Source organism: Pantoea ananatis PA13, from assembly GCF_000233595.1.
In the GTDB taxonomy this organism is placed as follows: domain Bacteria; phylum Pseudomonadota; class Gammaproteobacteria; order Enterobacterales; family Enterobacteriaceae; genus Pantoea; species Pantoea ananatis.
This window is the reverse complement of record NC_017554.1, coordinates 1,059,005-1,075,404: the sequence shown is the minus strand read 5'-3', so window position 1 is coordinate 1,075,404 and position 16,400 is coordinate 1,059,005. Positions and strand designations below refer to the sequence as shown.

The 16,400-nt window shown below is 51.9% G+C and carries 15 protein-coding genes and 5 tRNA genes; 2 read left to right on the top strand and 18 right to left on the bottom strand.

The window, feature by feature from the left end; genetic code table 11:
• Positions 1 to 35: 35 nt before the first annotated feature.
• The 3 genes from rimM to ffh form a co-directional block, all read right to left on the bottom strand.
• Entirely contained in the window at positions 36 to 584 is a 549-nt protein-coding gene (gene rimM / locus PAGR_RS05215) for a ribosome maturation factor RimM (RefSeq protein WP_014594416.1), read from the bottom strand.
• Between the two features lie 18 nt (positions 585 to 602).
• Positions 603 to 851 (bottom strand): 30S ribosomal protein S16, encoded by a 249-nt coding sequence (rpsP, locus tag PAGR_RS05210; RefSeq protein WP_007893313.1) that lies wholly within the window; start codon positions 849 to 851, stop codon positions 603 to 605.
• 142 nt (positions 852 to 993) lie between these two features.
• Entirely contained in the window at positions 994 to 2,355 is a 1,362-nt protein-coding gene (ffh, locus tag PAGR_RS05205) for a signal recognition particle protein (protein ID WP_013026896.1), read from the bottom strand.
• Between the two features lie 189 nt (positions 2,356 to 2,544).
• Between ffh and PAGR_RS05200 the strand changes: the two genes are divergently transcribed.
• Together PAGR_RS05200 and PAGR_RS05195 are read left to right on the top strand one after the other, a co-directional pair.
• Positions 2,545 to 3,342 carry a cytochrome C assembly family protein gene (locus PAGR_RS05200; RefSeq protein ID WP_013026897.1) on the top strand — a complete coding sequence of 266 codons (798 nt, stop codon included), beginning with the start codon at positions 2,545 to 2,547 and terminating at the stop codon, positions 3,340 to 3,342.
• Positions 3,343 to 3,359: 17 nt separating this feature from the next.
• Positions 3,360 to 4,646 (top strand): HlyC/CorC family transporter, encoded by a 1,287-nt coding sequence (locus PAGR_RS05195; RefSeq protein ID WP_013026898.1) that lies wholly within the window; start codon positions 3,360 to 3,362, stop codon positions 4,644 to 4,646.
• Between the two features lie 181 nt (positions 4,647 to 4,827).
• On the opposite strand, the gene luxS is transcribed toward PAGR_RS05195, so the two are convergent.
• From luxS to tam, 15 genes are all read right to left on the bottom strand, one after another.
• On the bottom strand, positions 4,828 to 5,343 hold the full coding sequence (gene luxS, locus PAGR_RS05190; RefSeq protein ID WP_013026899.1) for an S-ribosylhomocysteine lyase: 516 nt from the start codon (positions 5,341 to 5,343) through the stop codon (positions 4,828 to 4,830).
• Between the two features lie 151 nt (positions 5,344 to 5,494).
• Entirely contained in the window at positions 5,495 to 7,099 is a 1,605-nt protein-coding gene (gshA, locus tag PAGR_RS05185) for a glutamate--cysteine ligase (protein WP_014605178.1), read from the bottom strand.
• A gap of 31 nt (positions 7,100 to 7,130) precedes the next feature.
• Positions 7,131 to 7,559: a YqaA family protein gene (locus PAGR_RS05180; RefSeq protein ID WP_014605177.1), complete on the bottom strand. Its 429-nt coding sequence runs from the start codon at positions 7,557 to 7,559 to the stop codon at positions 7,131 to 7,133.
• Positions 7,556 to 8,122: a fructose-1-phosphate/6-phosphogluconate phosphatase gene (gene yqaB / locus PAGR_RS05175; protein WP_024471530.1), complete on the bottom strand. Its 567-nt coding sequence runs from the start codon at positions 8,120 to 8,122 to the stop codon at positions 7,556 to 7,558. Before yqaB ends, PAGR_RS05180 begins: the two co-directional genes overlap by 4 nt.
• A 616-nt stretch (positions 8,123 to 8,738) precedes the next feature.
• Positions 8,739 to 8,815: transfer RNA gene (locus PAGR_RS05170), tRNA-Arg, on the bottom strand.
• Between the two features lie 187 nt (positions 8,816 to 9,002).
• Positions 9,003 to 9,079: transfer RNA gene (locus PAGR_RS05165), tRNA-Arg, on the bottom strand.
• Positions 9,080 to 9,268: 189 nt separating this feature from the next.
• Positions 9,269 to 9,345: transfer RNA gene (locus PAGR_RS05160), tRNA-Arg, on the bottom strand.
• Positions 9,346 to 9,479: 134 nt separating this feature from the next.
• Positions 9,480 to 9,556, bottom strand: a tRNA-Arg gene (locus tag PAGR_RS05155).
• Positions 9,557 to 9,564: 8 nt separating this feature from the next.
• Positions 9,565 to 9,657, bottom strand: a tRNA-Ser gene (locus PAGR_RS05150).
• A 283-nt stretch (positions 9,658 to 9,940) separates the two neighbouring features.
• Positions 9,941 to 10,126 carry a carbon storage regulator CsrA gene (gene csrA / locus PAGR_RS05145; RefSeq protein WP_006120718.1) on the bottom strand — a complete coding sequence of 62 codons (186 nt, stop codon included), beginning with the start codon at positions 10,124 to 10,126 and terminating at the stop codon, positions 9,941 to 9,943.
• A 250-nt stretch (positions 10,127 to 10,376) separates the two neighbouring features.
• The gene (gene alaS / locus PAGR_RS05140; protein ID WP_014605176.1) at positions 10,377 to 13,004 is read right to left on the bottom strand and encodes an alanine--tRNA ligase; all 2,628 of its coding nucleotides are present in this window, start codon (positions 13,002 to 13,004) and stop codon (positions 10,377 to 10,379) included.
• Between the two features lie 131 nt (positions 13,005 to 13,135).
• Complete coding sequence (locus PAGR_RS05135) at positions 13,136 to 13,648, bottom strand: regulatory protein RecX (protein ID WP_014594422.1); 513 nt, start codon at positions 13,646 to 13,648, stop codon at positions 13,136 to 13,138.
• Positions 13,649 to 13,761: 113 nt separating this feature from the next.
• A complete protein-coding gene (gene recA / locus PAGR_RS05130; protein ID WP_014594423.1) occupies positions 13,762 to 14,832 on the bottom strand; it encodes a recombinase RecA in 1,071 nt (356 codons plus the stop codon).
• A 95-nt stretch (positions 14,833 to 14,927) separates the two neighbouring features.
• A complete protein-coding gene (gene pncC, locus PAGR_RS05125) occupies positions 14,928 to 15,422 on the bottom strand; it encodes a nicotinamide-nucleotide amidase (RefSeq protein ID WP_013026906.1) in 495 nt (164 codons plus the stop codon).
• A gap of 100 nt (positions 15,423 to 15,522) precedes the next feature.
• Positions 15,523 to 16,299 carry a trans-aconitate 2-methyltransferase gene (gene tam / locus PAGR_RS05120; protein ID WP_014594424.1) on the bottom strand — a complete coding sequence of 259 codons (777 nt, stop codon included), beginning with the start codon at positions 16,297 to 16,299 and terminating at the stop codon, positions 15,523 to 15,525.
• Positions 16,300 to 16,400 lie beyond the last annotated feature (101 nt).

The window sequence follows — 16,400 nt, the reverse complement described above, 5'->3', positions numbered from 1 at the left end:
TGTCTTCGCCGTTACGTTACCGTTTGATTCGGAGATCAAAAACCAGGATCCCAATCTACTTCAATAAGGCCAGTAGAGAGATCGACTTTCTTGATAACCTGTTCATCAAGAAACGGAATTAACCGCTCCTGTACACCAAACGCATCTTTCAGGTTTGCCTTCACGACGAGAACGTCGTTCGAACCGGTTTCCATCATATCGACGACTTTACCCAGTTCGTAGCCTTCAACGTTGACTACCTTGCAACCCATCAGGTCTTTCCAGTAGTACTCACCGTTATCCAGCGCAGGCAGCTGCGTCGAGTCGACCTGAATTTCGCAATTGGTCAACTGTGCCGCCGCATCCCGATCGTCAATGCCTTTGACTTTGATGATCAGGTCCTGATTGTGGTGCTTCCAACCATCCAGTTCCACCTGCTGCCATTTACCGGCGCGCTGGATAAACCAGGGTTGGTAGTCAAAGATGCTTTCAGCGTCTTCAGTGGAGGAAAACACTTTGAGCCAGCCGCGAATGCCGTATGCCGCACCCATTTTACCCAATACAATCGGGTTAACAGGTGCCTGTGCGGCAAGTTGTCTGCTCATGCTCACCACCGTGACAGATTAAGCTGCTTTCTTTGCTTCTTTGATCAGCGCGTTAACGCGATCAGAAAGCGTTGCGCCCTGGCCAACCCAGTGCTCGATACGATCCAGATCCAGACGCAGACCTTCTGCCTGACCAGATGCGATCGGGTTGAAGAAACCTACGCGCTCGATGAAGCGACCGTTGCGTGCATTGCGGCTGTCAGTGACGACGACCTGATAGAACGGACGCTTTTTAGCGCCGTGACGTGCCAAACGAATTGTTACCATAACATCCTCTTCAGTTAATAAAACACCCGGCCCCCATCGAGGAACGGGGTCCGGGTGCTGTATAAAAAGCCCGAAAATTTTACTCATTTTGGCGCAAAAAGCAACCTAAACCGAGTAATCCCAGGCTTTTTTGTGGAACCCATTAGCGTCCTGGGAAACCTGGCGGCATCATACCTTTCATGCCGCGCATCATTTTCGCCATTCCGCCCTTCTTCATTTTCTTCATCATCCGCTGCATGTCGTCGAACTGCTTTAATAAGCGGTTAACGTCCTGCACCTGCATGCCCGAGCCGGTAGCGATGCGGCGCTTGCGCGAACCTTTGATAATTTCTGGTTTTTCACGCTCTTTGCGTGTCATCGAATTGATGATGGCTTCCATGCGCACCAGCACTTTGTCATCCATCTGCGATTTCACGTTGTCTGGCAGTTGCCCCATGCCCGGCAGCTTGCCCATCAGGCTCGCCATGCCGCCCATGTTGCGCATCTGCTTTAACTGCTCAAGGAAGTCATTGAGATCAAAACCGTCGCCGGTTTTCAGTTTCTTCGCCAGTTTTTCCGCTTGCGCGCGGTCAACTTTACTTTCGATATCTTCAATAAGCGACAGCACGTCGCCCATGCCAAGAATACGCGAGGCAATGCGGTCAGGATAAAAGGCTTCCAGCGCATCGGTCTTCTCGCCCATCCCCATAAATTTGATCGGCTTGCCGGTGATATGGCGAATCGACAGGGCAGCACCACCGCGTGCATCGCCATCCACCTTCGTCAGAATAACCCCTGTCAGCGGCAGCGCTTCATTAAAGGCTTTGGCGGTATTTGCCGCATCCTGACCGGTCATGGCATCCACGACAAACAGGGTTTCTACCGGATTAATTGCGGCGTGAACCTGTTTAATCTCGTCCATCATCGCTTCGTCTACGTGCAGACGACCCGCGGTATCGACCAGCAATACGTCATAAAACTTGAGTTTGGCTTCACGCAGCGCGTTGTTGACGATATCAACGGGCTTCTGGCTCAGATCCGAGGGGCAAAAATCCACACCGACCTGCTGTGCCAGTGTCTCAAGCTGTTTGATCGCCGCCGGGCGATAAACGTCAGCAGATACCACCAGCACTTTTTTCTTGTGCTTTTCACGCAGAAATTTACCCAGCTTACCGACACTGGTGGTTTTACCCGCACCCTGCAGACCGGCCATCAGCACAACGGCCGGCGGCTGTGCGGCAAGATCCAGCGCGTTGTTTTCTGCGCCCATCGCCGTAACCAGTTCGTTACGGACAATTTTGATAAATTCCTGGCCCGGCGTCAGGCTTTTGTTGACGTCGTGGCCTACCGCGCTCTCTTTGACGCGATTAATGAAGTCACGCACCACCGGCAGCGCAACGTCAGCTTCCAGCAGCGCCATGCGCACTTCGCGCAGCGTATCTTTAATGTTGTCTTCAGTCAGCCTTCCGCGGCCGCTGATATTGCGCAGAGTTTGCGACAAACGATCGGTTAAATTGTCAAACATTGTCTCTCACTTAAAAAAAATCGCGAGGCACCATACCGGCAGAATGCGGCGGATTATAACACGAAGCCGAGGCGATCTCTTCACTTCCACCTCAGTTCCTCTTCAATTCCACCTTAGATCGTTTGGAGCCTGCTGCGGCTGGCGCTATACTGCCCTTTTCCTTTATCTGACTGATGCCTGAAAGGAACTATGTCCGTTTTCGCGATTGTGGCGCTGTTCGCCTACTCCCTGAGCCTTGCACTCATCATCCCCAGCCTGTTGAAGCGTCAAAGCGGCTGGCGCAGGTTAGCTGTGCTGTCGGCCTGTGTGGCGTTAGTCACGCACGCTGTCGCCCTGCAGCAGCGTATCTTTGCCGTTGATGGCGGGCAAAATCTCAGCCTGTTGAATATCGGCTCTCTGGTCAGCCTGCTGATTTGTGCAATCATGACCATTGTTGCCTCCCGAAATCGTGGCTGGCTACTGCTGCCGATTGTTTACAGCTTTGCATTAATTAACCTGGCCTTTGCCACTTTTGTCCCGAATGCGTTTATTACGCACCTTGAAACCACGCCCGGCATTATGATTCATATCGGGCTGTCGCTGTTTGCCTATGCAACGCTCATCATCGCGGCGTTGTACGCGTTGCAGCTTGCGTGGATTGATTACCAGCTTAAGAACAAAAAACTGGCTTTCACTCAGGACATGCCACCGCTGCTGACCATTGAACGTAAAATGTTTCACATCACCCAGGTTGGCGTTGTGTTACTGACGTTGGTGCTGTGTACCGGCCTGTTTTATATGCATGACCTGTTCAGCGCCGAAAACGTAGATAAGGCCGTGCTGTCGATTATTGCCTGGTTTGTCTACATCGTTCTGCTCTGGGGCCACTATCATGAAGGCTGGCGTGGTCGCCGCGTAGTGTGGTTTAACTGCGGCGGCGCAGCGCTGCTCACGATGGCGTACTTTGGCAGTCGCGTACTGCAACACCTGCTCATTCACAGTTCTTAATAAAAGGAAGTTTTGCGGTGGAACATGTTTCGACCACGACGTTGATTGTCACACTCATCATTATGGTGTTGGTTTCAGCCTATTTTTCAGGCTCTGAAACCGGCATGATGACGCTCAATCGTTATAAACTGCGCCATCAGGCTAAACATGGCCATCGCGCAGCCCGCCGCGTCGAAAAATTGTTAAAGCGCCCGGATCGCCTCATCAGCCTGGTCCTTATCGGTAATAACCTGGTCAATATTCTGGCGTCCGCCATTGGTACTATCGTAGGGATGCGTTTGTATGGCGATGCCGGTGTCGCGATCGCGACCGGTATCCTGACATTTGTTGTACTGGTGTTTGCAGAAGTGCTGCCCAAAACGGTTGCTGCACTTTATCCAGAAAAAGTCGCTTACCCCAGTAGCTTTCTGCTCGGTCCGCTGCAATACATCATGCTGCCCCTGGTGTGGTTGCTTAACACCATTACCCGACTGCTGATGCGACTGGTGGGCATCCGGGCGGATGGTGCGATTAGTTCAGCGCTCAGCAAAGAAGAGTTGCGTACCATCGTTTACGAATCGCGTACGCACATGTCGCGCCGCAATCAGGATATGTTGTTATCTGTACTGGACCTCGAAAAGGTCAGTGTGGACGACATTATGGTGCCGCGTAACGAGATTGTTGGTATTAACATCAACGATGACTGGAAATCAGTCATCCGTCAGTTAAGCCATTCACCGCACGGCCGCATTGTCCTGTTCCGTGATTCGCTGGATGATTGTGTAGGGATGCTGCGGGTGCGCGAAGCCTGGCGCATGATGACCGAGAAAAAAGAGTTTACGAAAGAAATGCTGCTGCGTGCCGCCGATGAGATCTATTACATTCCCGAAGGCACGCCGCTCAACGTTCAGTTGGTGAAATTTCAGCGCAACAAGAAAAAGACCGGTCTGGTCGTGGATGAGTACGGCGATATCAAAGGCCTGATTTCGATAGAGGACATTCTGGAGGAGATTGTGGGTGATTTCACGACCTCAATGTCTCCGTCGCTGGCTGAAGAAGTGATGCCGCAAAATGATGGCTCCGTGCTGATTGAAGGTAGCGCGAATATTCGTGAGATCAATAAAGCCTTCAACTGGCAACTGCCTGAGCAGGAAGCGCGTACCATCAACGGTATGTTACTGGAAGCACTGGAAGAGATTCCGACAGTGAACACGCGCGTTCAGGTGAATCACTATGATGTTGATATTCTGGATGTGCAGGACAATATGATTAAGCAGGTTCGCATCACACCACAGACACCGCTCAAGCAATCCGTAGGATCCTGATGCTCATAAAAAACTGCACCTTACTCAGTTGGGTGTCCAACTTTTTGGGTGCAGTTCATTGCAAGGCGGTTTTTTTCGCCTGACCCGCAGGTTTTTGAAAAGCCCGCCGTCGTCATGCAGGCGCTGTTATAAAAAACGCCGCTCATGTGCGGCGTTTTACTGTCCGGACTAACCTAACTGACTAGATGTGCAGCTCTTTCAGTTTTTCGGCAGGCAGTTTCAGATCGTCATTGTGGTTAACACCGATCTCCTGCGCCAGCACGTTGCGGGCAATTTGCTGAGCTTCATCCAGAGAATGCAGTTTATAGCTGCCACACTGATATTCGTTCAGCTCTGGAATCTGGTTCTGATCTTTCACCTTCAGCACGTCTTCCATCGCACCTTTCCAGGCTTGTGCCACACGTTGCTCGTCTGGTGTACCAATCAGGCTCATGTAGAAGCCTGTGCGGCAACCCATAGGTGAAATATCAACAATCTCTACGCCGTTACCGTTGAGATGGTTACGCATAAAGCCCGCAAACAAATGCTCAAGCGTGTGGATCCCACGTTCAGTCAGAATGTCGATATTGGGGCGACAAAAACGCAGGTCAAAAACAGTAATCGTATCGCCATGGGGAGTCTTCATGGTTTTTGCTACACGCACTGCGGGCGCGGCCATGATGGTGTGATCTACAGTAAAACTATCCAGTAATGGCATACGTCACCTCTTGGTCTGAAAAATTTTTTGAGAACGATGAAACTTTTCCGATCGCCCAGCGTCTGAATATATGAAAGACGCGCATTTGTTATCATCCATCCCTGACAACAGAGATGTTAATTTGGCCACATTGATGTGGCCTTTTTCTTTTCTACCCTTCCCGGCCAGCCAGATAGGTTTCAAAATCTAACGTATCATTCGCTTCAAGCTGCTGCTGCGCGGCAACGGACGCCTGTGCCTGACGCGCAAAGTCTTCCGGCTTGAGCACTTCCAGTGGCTCGTTAACCAGCAACTGCTGATACTGCTCTGCCAGAGCGATGCCCGTTCCCGTCACGCCGCTTTCTTTCATGGCTTTAAGAATACGCGCCGAATAGGTTAGCTCAGGATCGTCGAAGGATGCTACCAGTTCGTCACAGACTTGCTGATATTCTGTTGTGCCTTGATTGCTGTCCAGCGCTTCCGCAACGCGGCGCAAATCAGCAAACAGTGTCTTGCCGACCTCGACCAGTGAATACTCTGCTTCACCGCAGCCGACTGCAATTTTCAGATCGGGTTTGCGCCCTTCCAGCACCACGCGATTCCAGTTCTGCCGACTGCACTGCAATTCATCAGAACTCATCTCTGGCGCATCTGCCAGCGTGCACCAAATCAGGAACAGATCCAGGAACCGCACCTGGTTTTCATCCACCCCGATGGGCGAGAAAGGGTTAATGTCCATTGAGCGCACTTCGATGTACTCGATGCCGCCACGTTGCAGGGCATCGGAAGGCGCTTCACCGGATCGGGTAACGCGCTTGGGACGAATCGGCGCATAGAGCTCATTCTCAATCTGCAGGACGTTGGTGTTCAGCTGCAACCAGTTTCCGTCTGCATCCCGCGTGCCCATCTTCACGAAGTCTTCAGAAGGCGTTTTAATCGCTTTTTTCAGGGCGCTGACATAACCCTCAAGAGAGTTAAAGGTAATACCCAGCGAGCTCTGCGACTTATTGGTATAGCCCAGGTCACTCAGACGCAGCGAAGTGGCATAGGGGAGCCAGAGCGTACCTTTATTATCGGTGTCAAACGGCAGTGCGCTCTCGCCGCCCTGCAGGAAACTGGAACAAATTGCAGGCGATGCGCCAAACAGATAAGGGATGATCCAGCCAAAACGATAGTAGTTGCGGATCAGCCGCAGATAACCGGCAGATATGGTTTCTTTACCGCTTTCATAATCTTTTACGTCCGCCCAGGCCTGCCAGAAGGACAACGGCAGCGAGAAGTTGTAATGGATACCGGAGATGGTTTGCATCAACGCACCATAGCGGTTCTTTAATCCCTGACGGTAAAGGGTTTTCATACGACCGATATTGGATTTGCCGTATTGTGCCAGCGTAATTTTATCCGCATCTTCAATCAGGCAAGGCATGCTGAAAGGCCACATGCGCTCTTCACCGAGTTCGCGGGCAACATGACGATGAACGTCACGCAAAAACGCCAGCATGTGATCGATGCTGTGATCAACCGGGGTAATAAACTCCAGCAGCGTTTCAGCAAAGTCGGTGGTGATCCAGTCATGCTTAAGCGCCGACCCCAGTGAATCTGGATGCGCGGTCGTCGCAAGATGACCATCTGGCTGCACACGCAGCGTTTCACGTTCAATGCCACGGCCAATGCCTTTAAGTGCATCAGGATGCGCTTCCAGCCAGGATAACGCTTTTGATACGTCGGGGATCACATTAACCTCCCGCTGTGTGAATAATTTATTTTTGTTCAGCATAGTGTTAACCCTAGCCCCGAATCAGTACGAATCAATGCCACCATTCCATGCCCTGTAATGTGGCGGTCGCAATAACGATATAACGCAGCGTTTTACCGATAGCCAGAAACAGTATCGAGGGCAACCAGCCAAAGCGTAACCAACCTGCAAGAACGCAGAGCAGATCGCCTACAACCGGTAGCCAACTAAACAACAGTGCTGCCGGCCCCAGCCGTTGCAACCACGTCATCGCTGTCTCATGCCATCGCCCCTGACGTTTTAACGGCAATAAGCGACCCAAAATTATGTTGGTCAAGCCACCCAAGGTATTCCCTAACGATGCGACTAAAATCAACCCATAGACTGATGCGCTTTTCGCGATCAGTAGTGCAACTAACAGCGCCTCTGAGCTACCCGGAAGTAACGTCGCACTGAGAAAGCTGCTACTCAATAAAGACACATAAGCCAGTGTTTCGCTCACAGCAGGCGAACATCAACCACGGCCATTCCTGCGGCCTTCGCTGCCTGCACGCCAAAATCAGCGTCTTCGAACACCACACAGCGCTCTGGTGCGATGCCCATCAGCGCAGCACAGCGTAGAAAGGTATCGGGCTCAGGCTTGTGACGCTGCACGTCGTCGGCCCCCACCACAGCAGAAAAGAGATCTCTGACACCCAACTGGCTGAGCAGCGCATCAGCCATAGCGTGCTCACTGCCTGTACCCACAGCCAAAGGGCGGCGACCATAGTACGCCTTGACGACCTCCATGAGCGGAAGCGGCTGCACGTTATCCAGCAGCATCGCTTTTACCGCTGCTGTTTTTTCAGCGGCGAGCAAATAAGGATCGCGATCTGAATTATTGGTTTCAATAATGAACTTCGCCAGTTGCCATGAGGGCGCACCGTTGAACGCCGTTACGCGCGCTTCATCGAACGCCAGGCCATAGCGTGACAGCACCTGACGCCACGCTTTTCGATGTGTCGGTTCAGTATCAAGAATAGTACCGTCCATATCGAAAATCAGGGCGTCGTATTGATCGTAGATTGTCACTGAGGACCTCCAACAAATGAGCCATTACTTTAGCTGAATGTGCGTAGGTTGTCGCCAGGCGGGATGAACAGCAAATGCTTTGAAAGCATTAGCTATTTTAGTTTTCAGATAAAGGTGATCGGGTTGGAAAGCCTGTAAGGTCGCGAATTCCCTGTGATTTTAGCAGCGATGCAGAAGGTAAGCGCTATGCCAGGAATGTTATCAAGGATTAACAATGTTCAGCAGAAAATGTATCACCACAATCAATGTGATTCTGGCACAAGATCGCGACTACGCTCACGCCTTAAAGCCCGGACGCGTTCAGGCCGCATAAACCGAAGCTTGCGCGACACAGGTGTGGTTTGAGGGCATTCAGGTGAGGCGTTCTCAGGTCGTCTGAGTAAACAGAGAGAACGAACAGTGTTGTCCTGCGCCTGATAACACGATGGCTTCACAGGTCATATGCTGGGGATTTCGGCCAGAAGATTCGCAAGACAGTCCCTGCGTAAGGATGGCTCGGCTGACGCCTCGCCCTTCGGGTCGTTGCTTAAGCAACGCTATCCTTCCTGGCTCTGCCTGAAAAATCGACTATGTCTTACAGACCAGGAATACACGTCCATACCGAAAAATATGGTGCATCCGGGAGGATTCGAACCTCCGACCGCTCGGTTCGTAGCCGAGTACTCTATCCAGCTGAGCTACGGATGCACAGGAAAGCTTTTATGGACTGGCAAAAATCAACCTGAGGGTAATACGAAGAATGGTGCATCCGGGAGGATGACTCGGCTGACGCCTCGCCCTTCGGGCCGTTGCTGAAGCAACGTTATCCTCCCTGGTGTTCGCTGTGATGACACCGGACCATGACAGAGAGGTTTCGCTTGAGCACTACAGAATATGGTGCATCCGGGAGGATTCGAACCTCCGACCGCTCGGTTCGTAGCCGAGTACTCTATCCAGCTGAGCTACGGATGCATAGGTAATCTTTTATGGACTGGCAGAAATCAACCTGGGGATAATACGAAGAATGGTGCATCCGGGAGGATTATTCGGCTGACGCCTCGCCCTTCGGGCCGTTGCTGAAGCAACGTTATCCTCTCTGGCTCTGCCTGACAAATCGACTATGCCTTACAGACCAGGAATACACGTCCATACCGAAAAGTATGGTGCATCCGGGAGGATTCGAACCTCCGACCGCTCGGTTCGTAGCCGAGTACTCTATCCAGCTGAGCTACGGATGCATTATGAAATTCTTGTACAACGCAGGGTGCTAACGACTCACCATGAAGGAATTGCTAGTTCACTTTACAACTCTGTCCCGACAATGTTTTCTGCGGCGCTTCGCCTGACATCAACATATCCATATTCAACGATATGGTGCATCCGGGAGGATTCGAACCTCCGACCGCTCGGTTCGTAGCCGAGTACTCTATCCAGCTGAGCTACGGATGCATCGGAAATGGCGGTGAGGGAGGGATTCGAACCCTCGATACAGCTTTTGACCGTATACTCCCTTAGCAGGGGAGCGCCTTCAGCCTCTCGGCCACCTCACCTTACGCGTTCTTCCGAACTGCGCTTCTGAACTTGTTTCTGCTCATCGGCACTGCGTGGCGCACATATTACTTTCCCGCACTTATAAGTCAAACAATTTTTCGGAAGGTTTTTTCCGTTTGCACAAATGACAGGCAATTGGGACAAAATGACCGCAAAAAGAGTGAATAATCAACAATCAAAGATGATGAAGTTAACAAAAAGGGTAGATAACGAGGAAAAAGAAAAAGCGAGACGGTGGGAACAAAGGGTAGCGTCTCGCACAGGTGCGAGACGCTGAATCTGTCAAACGTTGGTTTGTTGCGTTTTTTCGGCCTGGATGCGCTGATAAATCTCTTCGCGATGCACAGACACTTCTTTTGGTGCGTTAACACCAATGCGGACCTGGTTACCTTTGACGCCCAGTACCGTTACAGTCACCTCATCACCGATCATGAGGGTTTCACCAACTCGACGAGTTAGAATAAGCATTCTTTGCTCCTTGAAAGATTAAAAGAGTCGGGCTTGATAAAGCTTCCCGGCGTTATCCATCACTTAACGCTGTACACAGGCTATGAGAAATACACCATTGCACATCAACGCGCCAATACATTCTGCTGATAAATAGTTTAGCCGAAATACGCTACATCAACCCGACTTTGTCACTAGCAAATTTAACATCGTATTAAAAAGCGCCGGAACATCAGTTCTGGCGCTTGCTACGATGAATTATTTTATTTCATTACAGACGGCTCGAAACCCATCCTTCAACACCTGCCAGCGCACCTTTCAGTGCAGTAGCATCACTGCCACCTGCCTGCGCCATGTCCGGTCTGCCACCGCCCTTACCACCCACTTTAGGCGCAAGTTCGGCGATGAGTTCCCCAGCCTTAACACGGTCGGTTAAATCTTTCGTTACGCCAGCAATCAGTGACACTTTGCCATCTGCTACCGTAGCCAGCACGATAATCGCCGAGCCCAGCTGGTTTTTCAGATCATCCACCATGGTCCTCAGCATTTTCGGATCGGTGTTGCTGAGCTCAGTCACCAGCAGCTTAACGCCTTTGACGTCGACCGCATGATTACCCAGCTGCGCACTTTCCTGCGCCGCCTGCTGATCGCGTAACTGCTGTAACTCTTTCTCCAGCGAACGCAGATGATCAACCAGCCCGCGCACTTTTTCATTCAGGTTACTGCTGTTGGCTTTCACCAGTTGGGCAATATCCTGTAGCTGGCTACTCTGCGCATAAACCTGTGCCAGAGCCGCCTCGCCTGTGATCGCCTCAATACGGCGAATCCCTGCGGCAGTACCGGACTCGGCCTGAATGCGGAACAGGCCGATATCACCGGTTCGCGCAGCGTGCGTTCCGCCACACAGCTCAACCGAGAAATCCCCCATGGTCAGAACGCGAACCTGCTGATCGTATTTTTCACCGAACAGGGCCATCGCGCCTTTGGCTTTCGCCGCCTCAAGATCCATGACACGGGTTTCAACAGGCAAATTGCGACGGATCTGTGCGTTAACAATATCTTCGACCTGACGAATCTCCTGAGGTTTCATGGCCTCAAAATGTGAGAAGTCAAAACGCAAATATTTGTCGTTAACCAACGAGCCCTTCTGAGCAACATGTTCACCTAAAACCTGACGCAATGCAGCATGCAACAGATGCGTTGCGGAGTGATTCAGACGAATACGAGCCCTGCGCGCCTCATCAACCACCGCCTCAAGACGATCGCCAACGCGTAATTGTCCGCTGCTGAGTTTGCCAATATGACCAATCGCCTGACCATATTTTTGCGTATCCTGTACGCTAAACAGCGCGTTATTGCCTTTCAGCTCGCCAGTGTCACCTACCTGACCGCCAGACTCGCCATAAAATGGCGTTTCATCCAGCACAATCACCGCGTCCTGACCGGCAGACAGGGCGTCAACGGCTTCACCGTTCACGAACAGCGCCTTGACGGTCGCCGTCAGATCCAACTGCTCATAGCCTTTAAACGAGGAAGCCGCGTCGATACGAATCACATTGCTGTAGTCTGCGCCGAAGCCGCTGGCTTCACGTGCGCGCTGACGCTGCTGTTCCATCGCCTTTTCAAAACCGGCTTCATCGATTTTGAGGTTACGTTCACGGCAAACGTCAGCCGTTAAATCGGCAGGGAATCCGAAGGTATCGTATAAGCGGAAGACGGTTTCGCCATCCAATGTATCACCTTGCAGTTTTGCCAGTTCCTCGTCCAGAAGTGCCAGGCCACGTTCAAGCGTTTTAGCAAACTGCTCTTCTTCACTTTTCAGAACGTTCTCAACCTGTGCCTGCTGACGCTGTAACTCTTCGCCTGCCGCGCCCATGACCTGAATCAGTGGTGCAACCAGCTTGTAGAAGAATGCGTCTTTAGCACCCAGCATATTGCCGTGACGTACGGCGCGGCGAATGATACGACGCAGGACATAGCCACGGTTTTCATTCGACGGAATGACGCCATCGGCAATCAGGAAGGCGCAGGAACGAATGTGATCGGCAATAACGCGCAGGGATTTATTATTCAGATCGGTCGCGCCGGTGACCTTCGCAACCGCTTCAATCAACGTCTGGAACAGGTCGATTTCATAGTTTGAATTAACATGCTGCAGAACCGCAGTAATACGTTCCAGCCCCATCCCGGTATCCACAGAGGGCTTAGGTAATGGCAACATCGTGCCATCCGCCTGACGGTTAAACTGCATAAAGACGATGTTCCAGATCTCAATATAGCGATCGCCATCCTCTTCAGGGCTGCCCGGTGGTCCACCCCAGATATGGTCGCCGTGATCGTAGAAAATTTCGCTGCAGGGACCGCAAGGCCCGGTATCACCCATCTGCCAGAAGTTATCTGACGCGTAGGCGCTGCCCTTGTTATCACCGATACGGATAATACGCTCACGGGGAACGCCAATATCGTTGGCCCAGATATCGTAAGCTTCGTCATCGGTTTCATAGACGGTGACCCACAGGCGCTCTTTGGGCAGCTTAAACCACTGCTCGCCGGTCAGCAGTTCCCAGGCAAACGCAATAGCTTCTTTTTTGAAGTAGTCGCCAAAGCTGAAATTGCCCAGCATTTCAAAAAAGGTGTGGTGACGTGCGGTATAACCGACGTTTTCAAGATCGTTGTGTTTCCCGCCGGCACGTACGCAGCGTTGTGACGTCGTTGCTCGCGTGTAGTCACGCTTTTCCTGACCCAGAAACACATCTTTGAACTGGTTCATTCCGGCGTTGGTAAACAGCAACGTCGGATCGTTGTTTGGTACCAGGGAGCTGCTTGCTACAACCTGATGTCCCTTACTATTGAAAAAGTCGAGAAACGCTTGACGGATCTCAGCAGTGCTCTTGCTCATATATATCCTGGAATCACGCTAACGAAAGGTCCTTCTTTATCAGGCGTACCGCATCGTTACGGCAGCAAGCATAAGGAACCAAAAGGGGTAAGATAAATATTCTTCGGAGGGAAGTAAAATCACATCGACTTTTAGTCATCAAAATTTCTGAAAACCTGCTGAATATCCTCGCTCAGAAAGCCTTTGGCATGCAAAAAGCGCTGCACTTTGGCTTTTTCTTTCCATTCTGTCGGCAATGGGTGACCAAATTTTTTCTCGGCGAGTTCAGCCGCACAGGCCGACCAGTCAATATCGGTTTCTTCCATGGCGAGATCGATCGCATCACGGCTGATGCCCTTTTGTGCCAGCTCCAGCCTGATACGCTGTGAACCAAATCCCTTGCGGCTTCGGCTCTGAATAAATCGTGCGGTAAAGCGCTCGTCATTTAACCAGCCGTTTTCACCACACCAGTTCAGCACCTTTTCCATTAGCTCGGGCGTAATGATTTCAGGATCTTTTTGTTTCATCCACGCGCTACGCTGAGCGGACAGCTGGAGCTTTTGTTTAAGCTCTTCGCGGCTGTGGTCACGCTGGCCCAGCAGGCGCATCGCACGATCCAGCAGGCGTGAAAATGAGATGACTTGTGGCTGAGATTGTTCAGACATACTGCGTACCTTTTACGAACGGAGGGAGAGTATGGCGGGAGACAGGAACAGAGGAAAGGCACGTGAGGCGTTAATGTAAAACAGGAGCGGAAAATCCGCTCCTGCTTCAGGCTTTAATAATCTTCGTTGGCTTCGCTCGCCGCCTTCTCAACGTCGTTGCCTGCAACGTCCGCCGCGATGTTTTGATCGCCACCGTTAAGCAGCATTTCACGCAGTTTGATATCAAGCTCGTCGGCCACCGCGGCATTTTCTTTGAGGAAGTTGCCCGCGTTTGCCTTGCCCTGACCGATCTTATCGCCTTTATAGCTGTACCATGCACCGGCTTTTTCAATCAGCTTGTGCTTCACGCCAAGATCCACCAGCTCACCGAAGGTGTTAATGCCTTCGCCGTACATGATCTGGAACTCAGCCTGTTTAAATGGTGCTGCAATTTTGTTCTTAACGACTTTAACGCGCGTTTCACTACCCACCACGTTGTCACCCTCTTTAATCGCACCGATACGGCGAATATCAAGGCGAACAGAAGCGTAGAACTTCAGCGCGTTACCACCGGTAGTGGTTTCCGGGTTACCGAACATCACACCAATCTTCATACGAATCTGGTTGATGAAGATCAGCAGCGTATTTGACTGCTTCAGGTTACCCGCCAGCTTACGCATTGCCTGGCTCATCATACGTGCCGCCAGGCCCATGTGTGAGTCACCGATTTCACCTTCGATTTCGGCTTTTGGCGTCAGTGCAGCTACGGAGTCAACGATAATGACGTCAACGGCACCAGAGCGGGCCAGCGCATCACAAATTTCCAGGGCCTGCTCACCGGTATCCGGCTGTGAACACAGCAGATTGTCGATATCTACGCCCAGTTTCTTAGCATAGATGGGATCCAGTGCGTGCTCGGCATCGATAAAGGCACAGGTTTTGCCCTTACGCTGCGCGGCGGCAATAACCTGAAGTGTCAGTGTCGTTTTACCTGAGGCCTCTGGGCCGTAGATCTCAACGATACGCCCCATCGGTAAACCACCCGCACCTAATGCGATATCCAGTGACAGAGAACCCGTTGAAATGGTTTCCACATCCATTGAGCGGTCTTCACCCAAGCGCATGATGGAGCCTTTACCAAATTGCTTCTCAATCTGGCCGAGCGCGGCAGCTAAAGCCTTCTGTTTGTTTTCATCAATTGCCATTTCTACTCCTAATCATGCCGGGTAAACACGCACGCATGGTGCCTGTGCACTTTCTGTTGCGGGTAATTATACTGTATAGTCATACAGTATCAAGTTTAATTTTGCAGAAATTGACGGGATAACGTCTGGAGTGCCCAGCCAACTGACTGACGGCGCACGGCATCGCGATCGCCATCAAACTGCTGACGAAAAGCCATGACCACGCCACCCGGCGCCGCAAAGCCAAACCAGACGGTGCCTACCGGTTTGTCTTCACTGCCACCATCCGGGCCGGCAATACCGCTAACGGAAATAGCGTAATCGGCGCGCGCCCGCTGCTGTGCCCCAAGGGCCATTTCACGCACTACCGCCTCGCTGACGGCGCCGTATTGCGCCAGTGACGCCGCGCTGACACCGACCAGTTCTTGTTTGGCATCGTTACTGTAGGTGACAAAGCCCCGTTCGAACCAGGCAGAGCTTCCGCTCACGTCAGTAAACACTTTTGCTATCCAGCCGCCCGTGCAGGATTCTGCACAAGTTACGGTAGCGTTACGCTGTTTAAGCGCCTCACCTGTCTGCGCACTCAGTGCGTGCAACTGCTGGTCATTCATTTTTCGCTCCCTGTCGCCGTTGAGTGAACATGGTGCATGCTCTGCGCTTTTTCAAGCACTCAGGGGCGCTTAGTCAACAAATTGCGCGTTACGCTCCAGTTTAGCCGTTGCGTGTCGCCACCATGAAAAGCCGGGGGAAAGCTAAGAGTACCTTGCCATCCTGACGGGCGGGATAGCCGGTAATAAGACACTGATGATAAGCAGCCAGAAACTGTTCCTGCTCAGAGACGTCCAGCGGCGCAAGGAAAGGACGCAGCCCGGTGGCCTTTAACCAGTGGATGATAGCCTGCGCATCGTCCATAACGTGATAGTACGTGGTTCGCCAGATATCAACCGCGCAGCCTGCCTTTGTCAGCACGTCATAATAGTGTTCAGTTGAGGGTAATTTTTTGCGTTCCGCCGCCTGCGCGCTGATCTTGTCGCGCCAGGGGCCGGATGCCGCGACCTCACGCATTAACTGATGCGAAGGTTCTTCCAGGTTATCGGGCATTTGAACCGCCAGCGCACCGGCAGGTGCCAGTTGACTGACTAACCGTGGTAACAGGGTGGGATGATCGCCAAGCCATTGCAGCGACGCGTTGGCATAAATGACCTGCTGCGGGATATCGGTTGTCCAGTTGCCGATATCCGCCTGAATAAACTGGCACTGAGGCAAACGTTCCCGCGCCTGCGCGAGCATGGCGGCAGAACTGTCAAGCCCGATCACCTGCGCCTGCGGCCAGGCATCGTAAAGCAGTTCGGTGCTGTTCCCGGGGCCACAGCCCAGATCGGTAACGAACCGAACATCTTCAACCTCAATTCGTGCCAGTAATTCATGCGCAGGCCGCGTTCTTTCTGCCTCAAATTTACGATACAGCGCGGGATCCCAGTCTTGCATATTGCGTCTCCTTTCAGGGGTTAAAGATTCACAGAAGATGAGACGTATAAATAAACATAAAGTGCCCGACCAACAGCAAAATATGTCAGCGGCACGCAAAC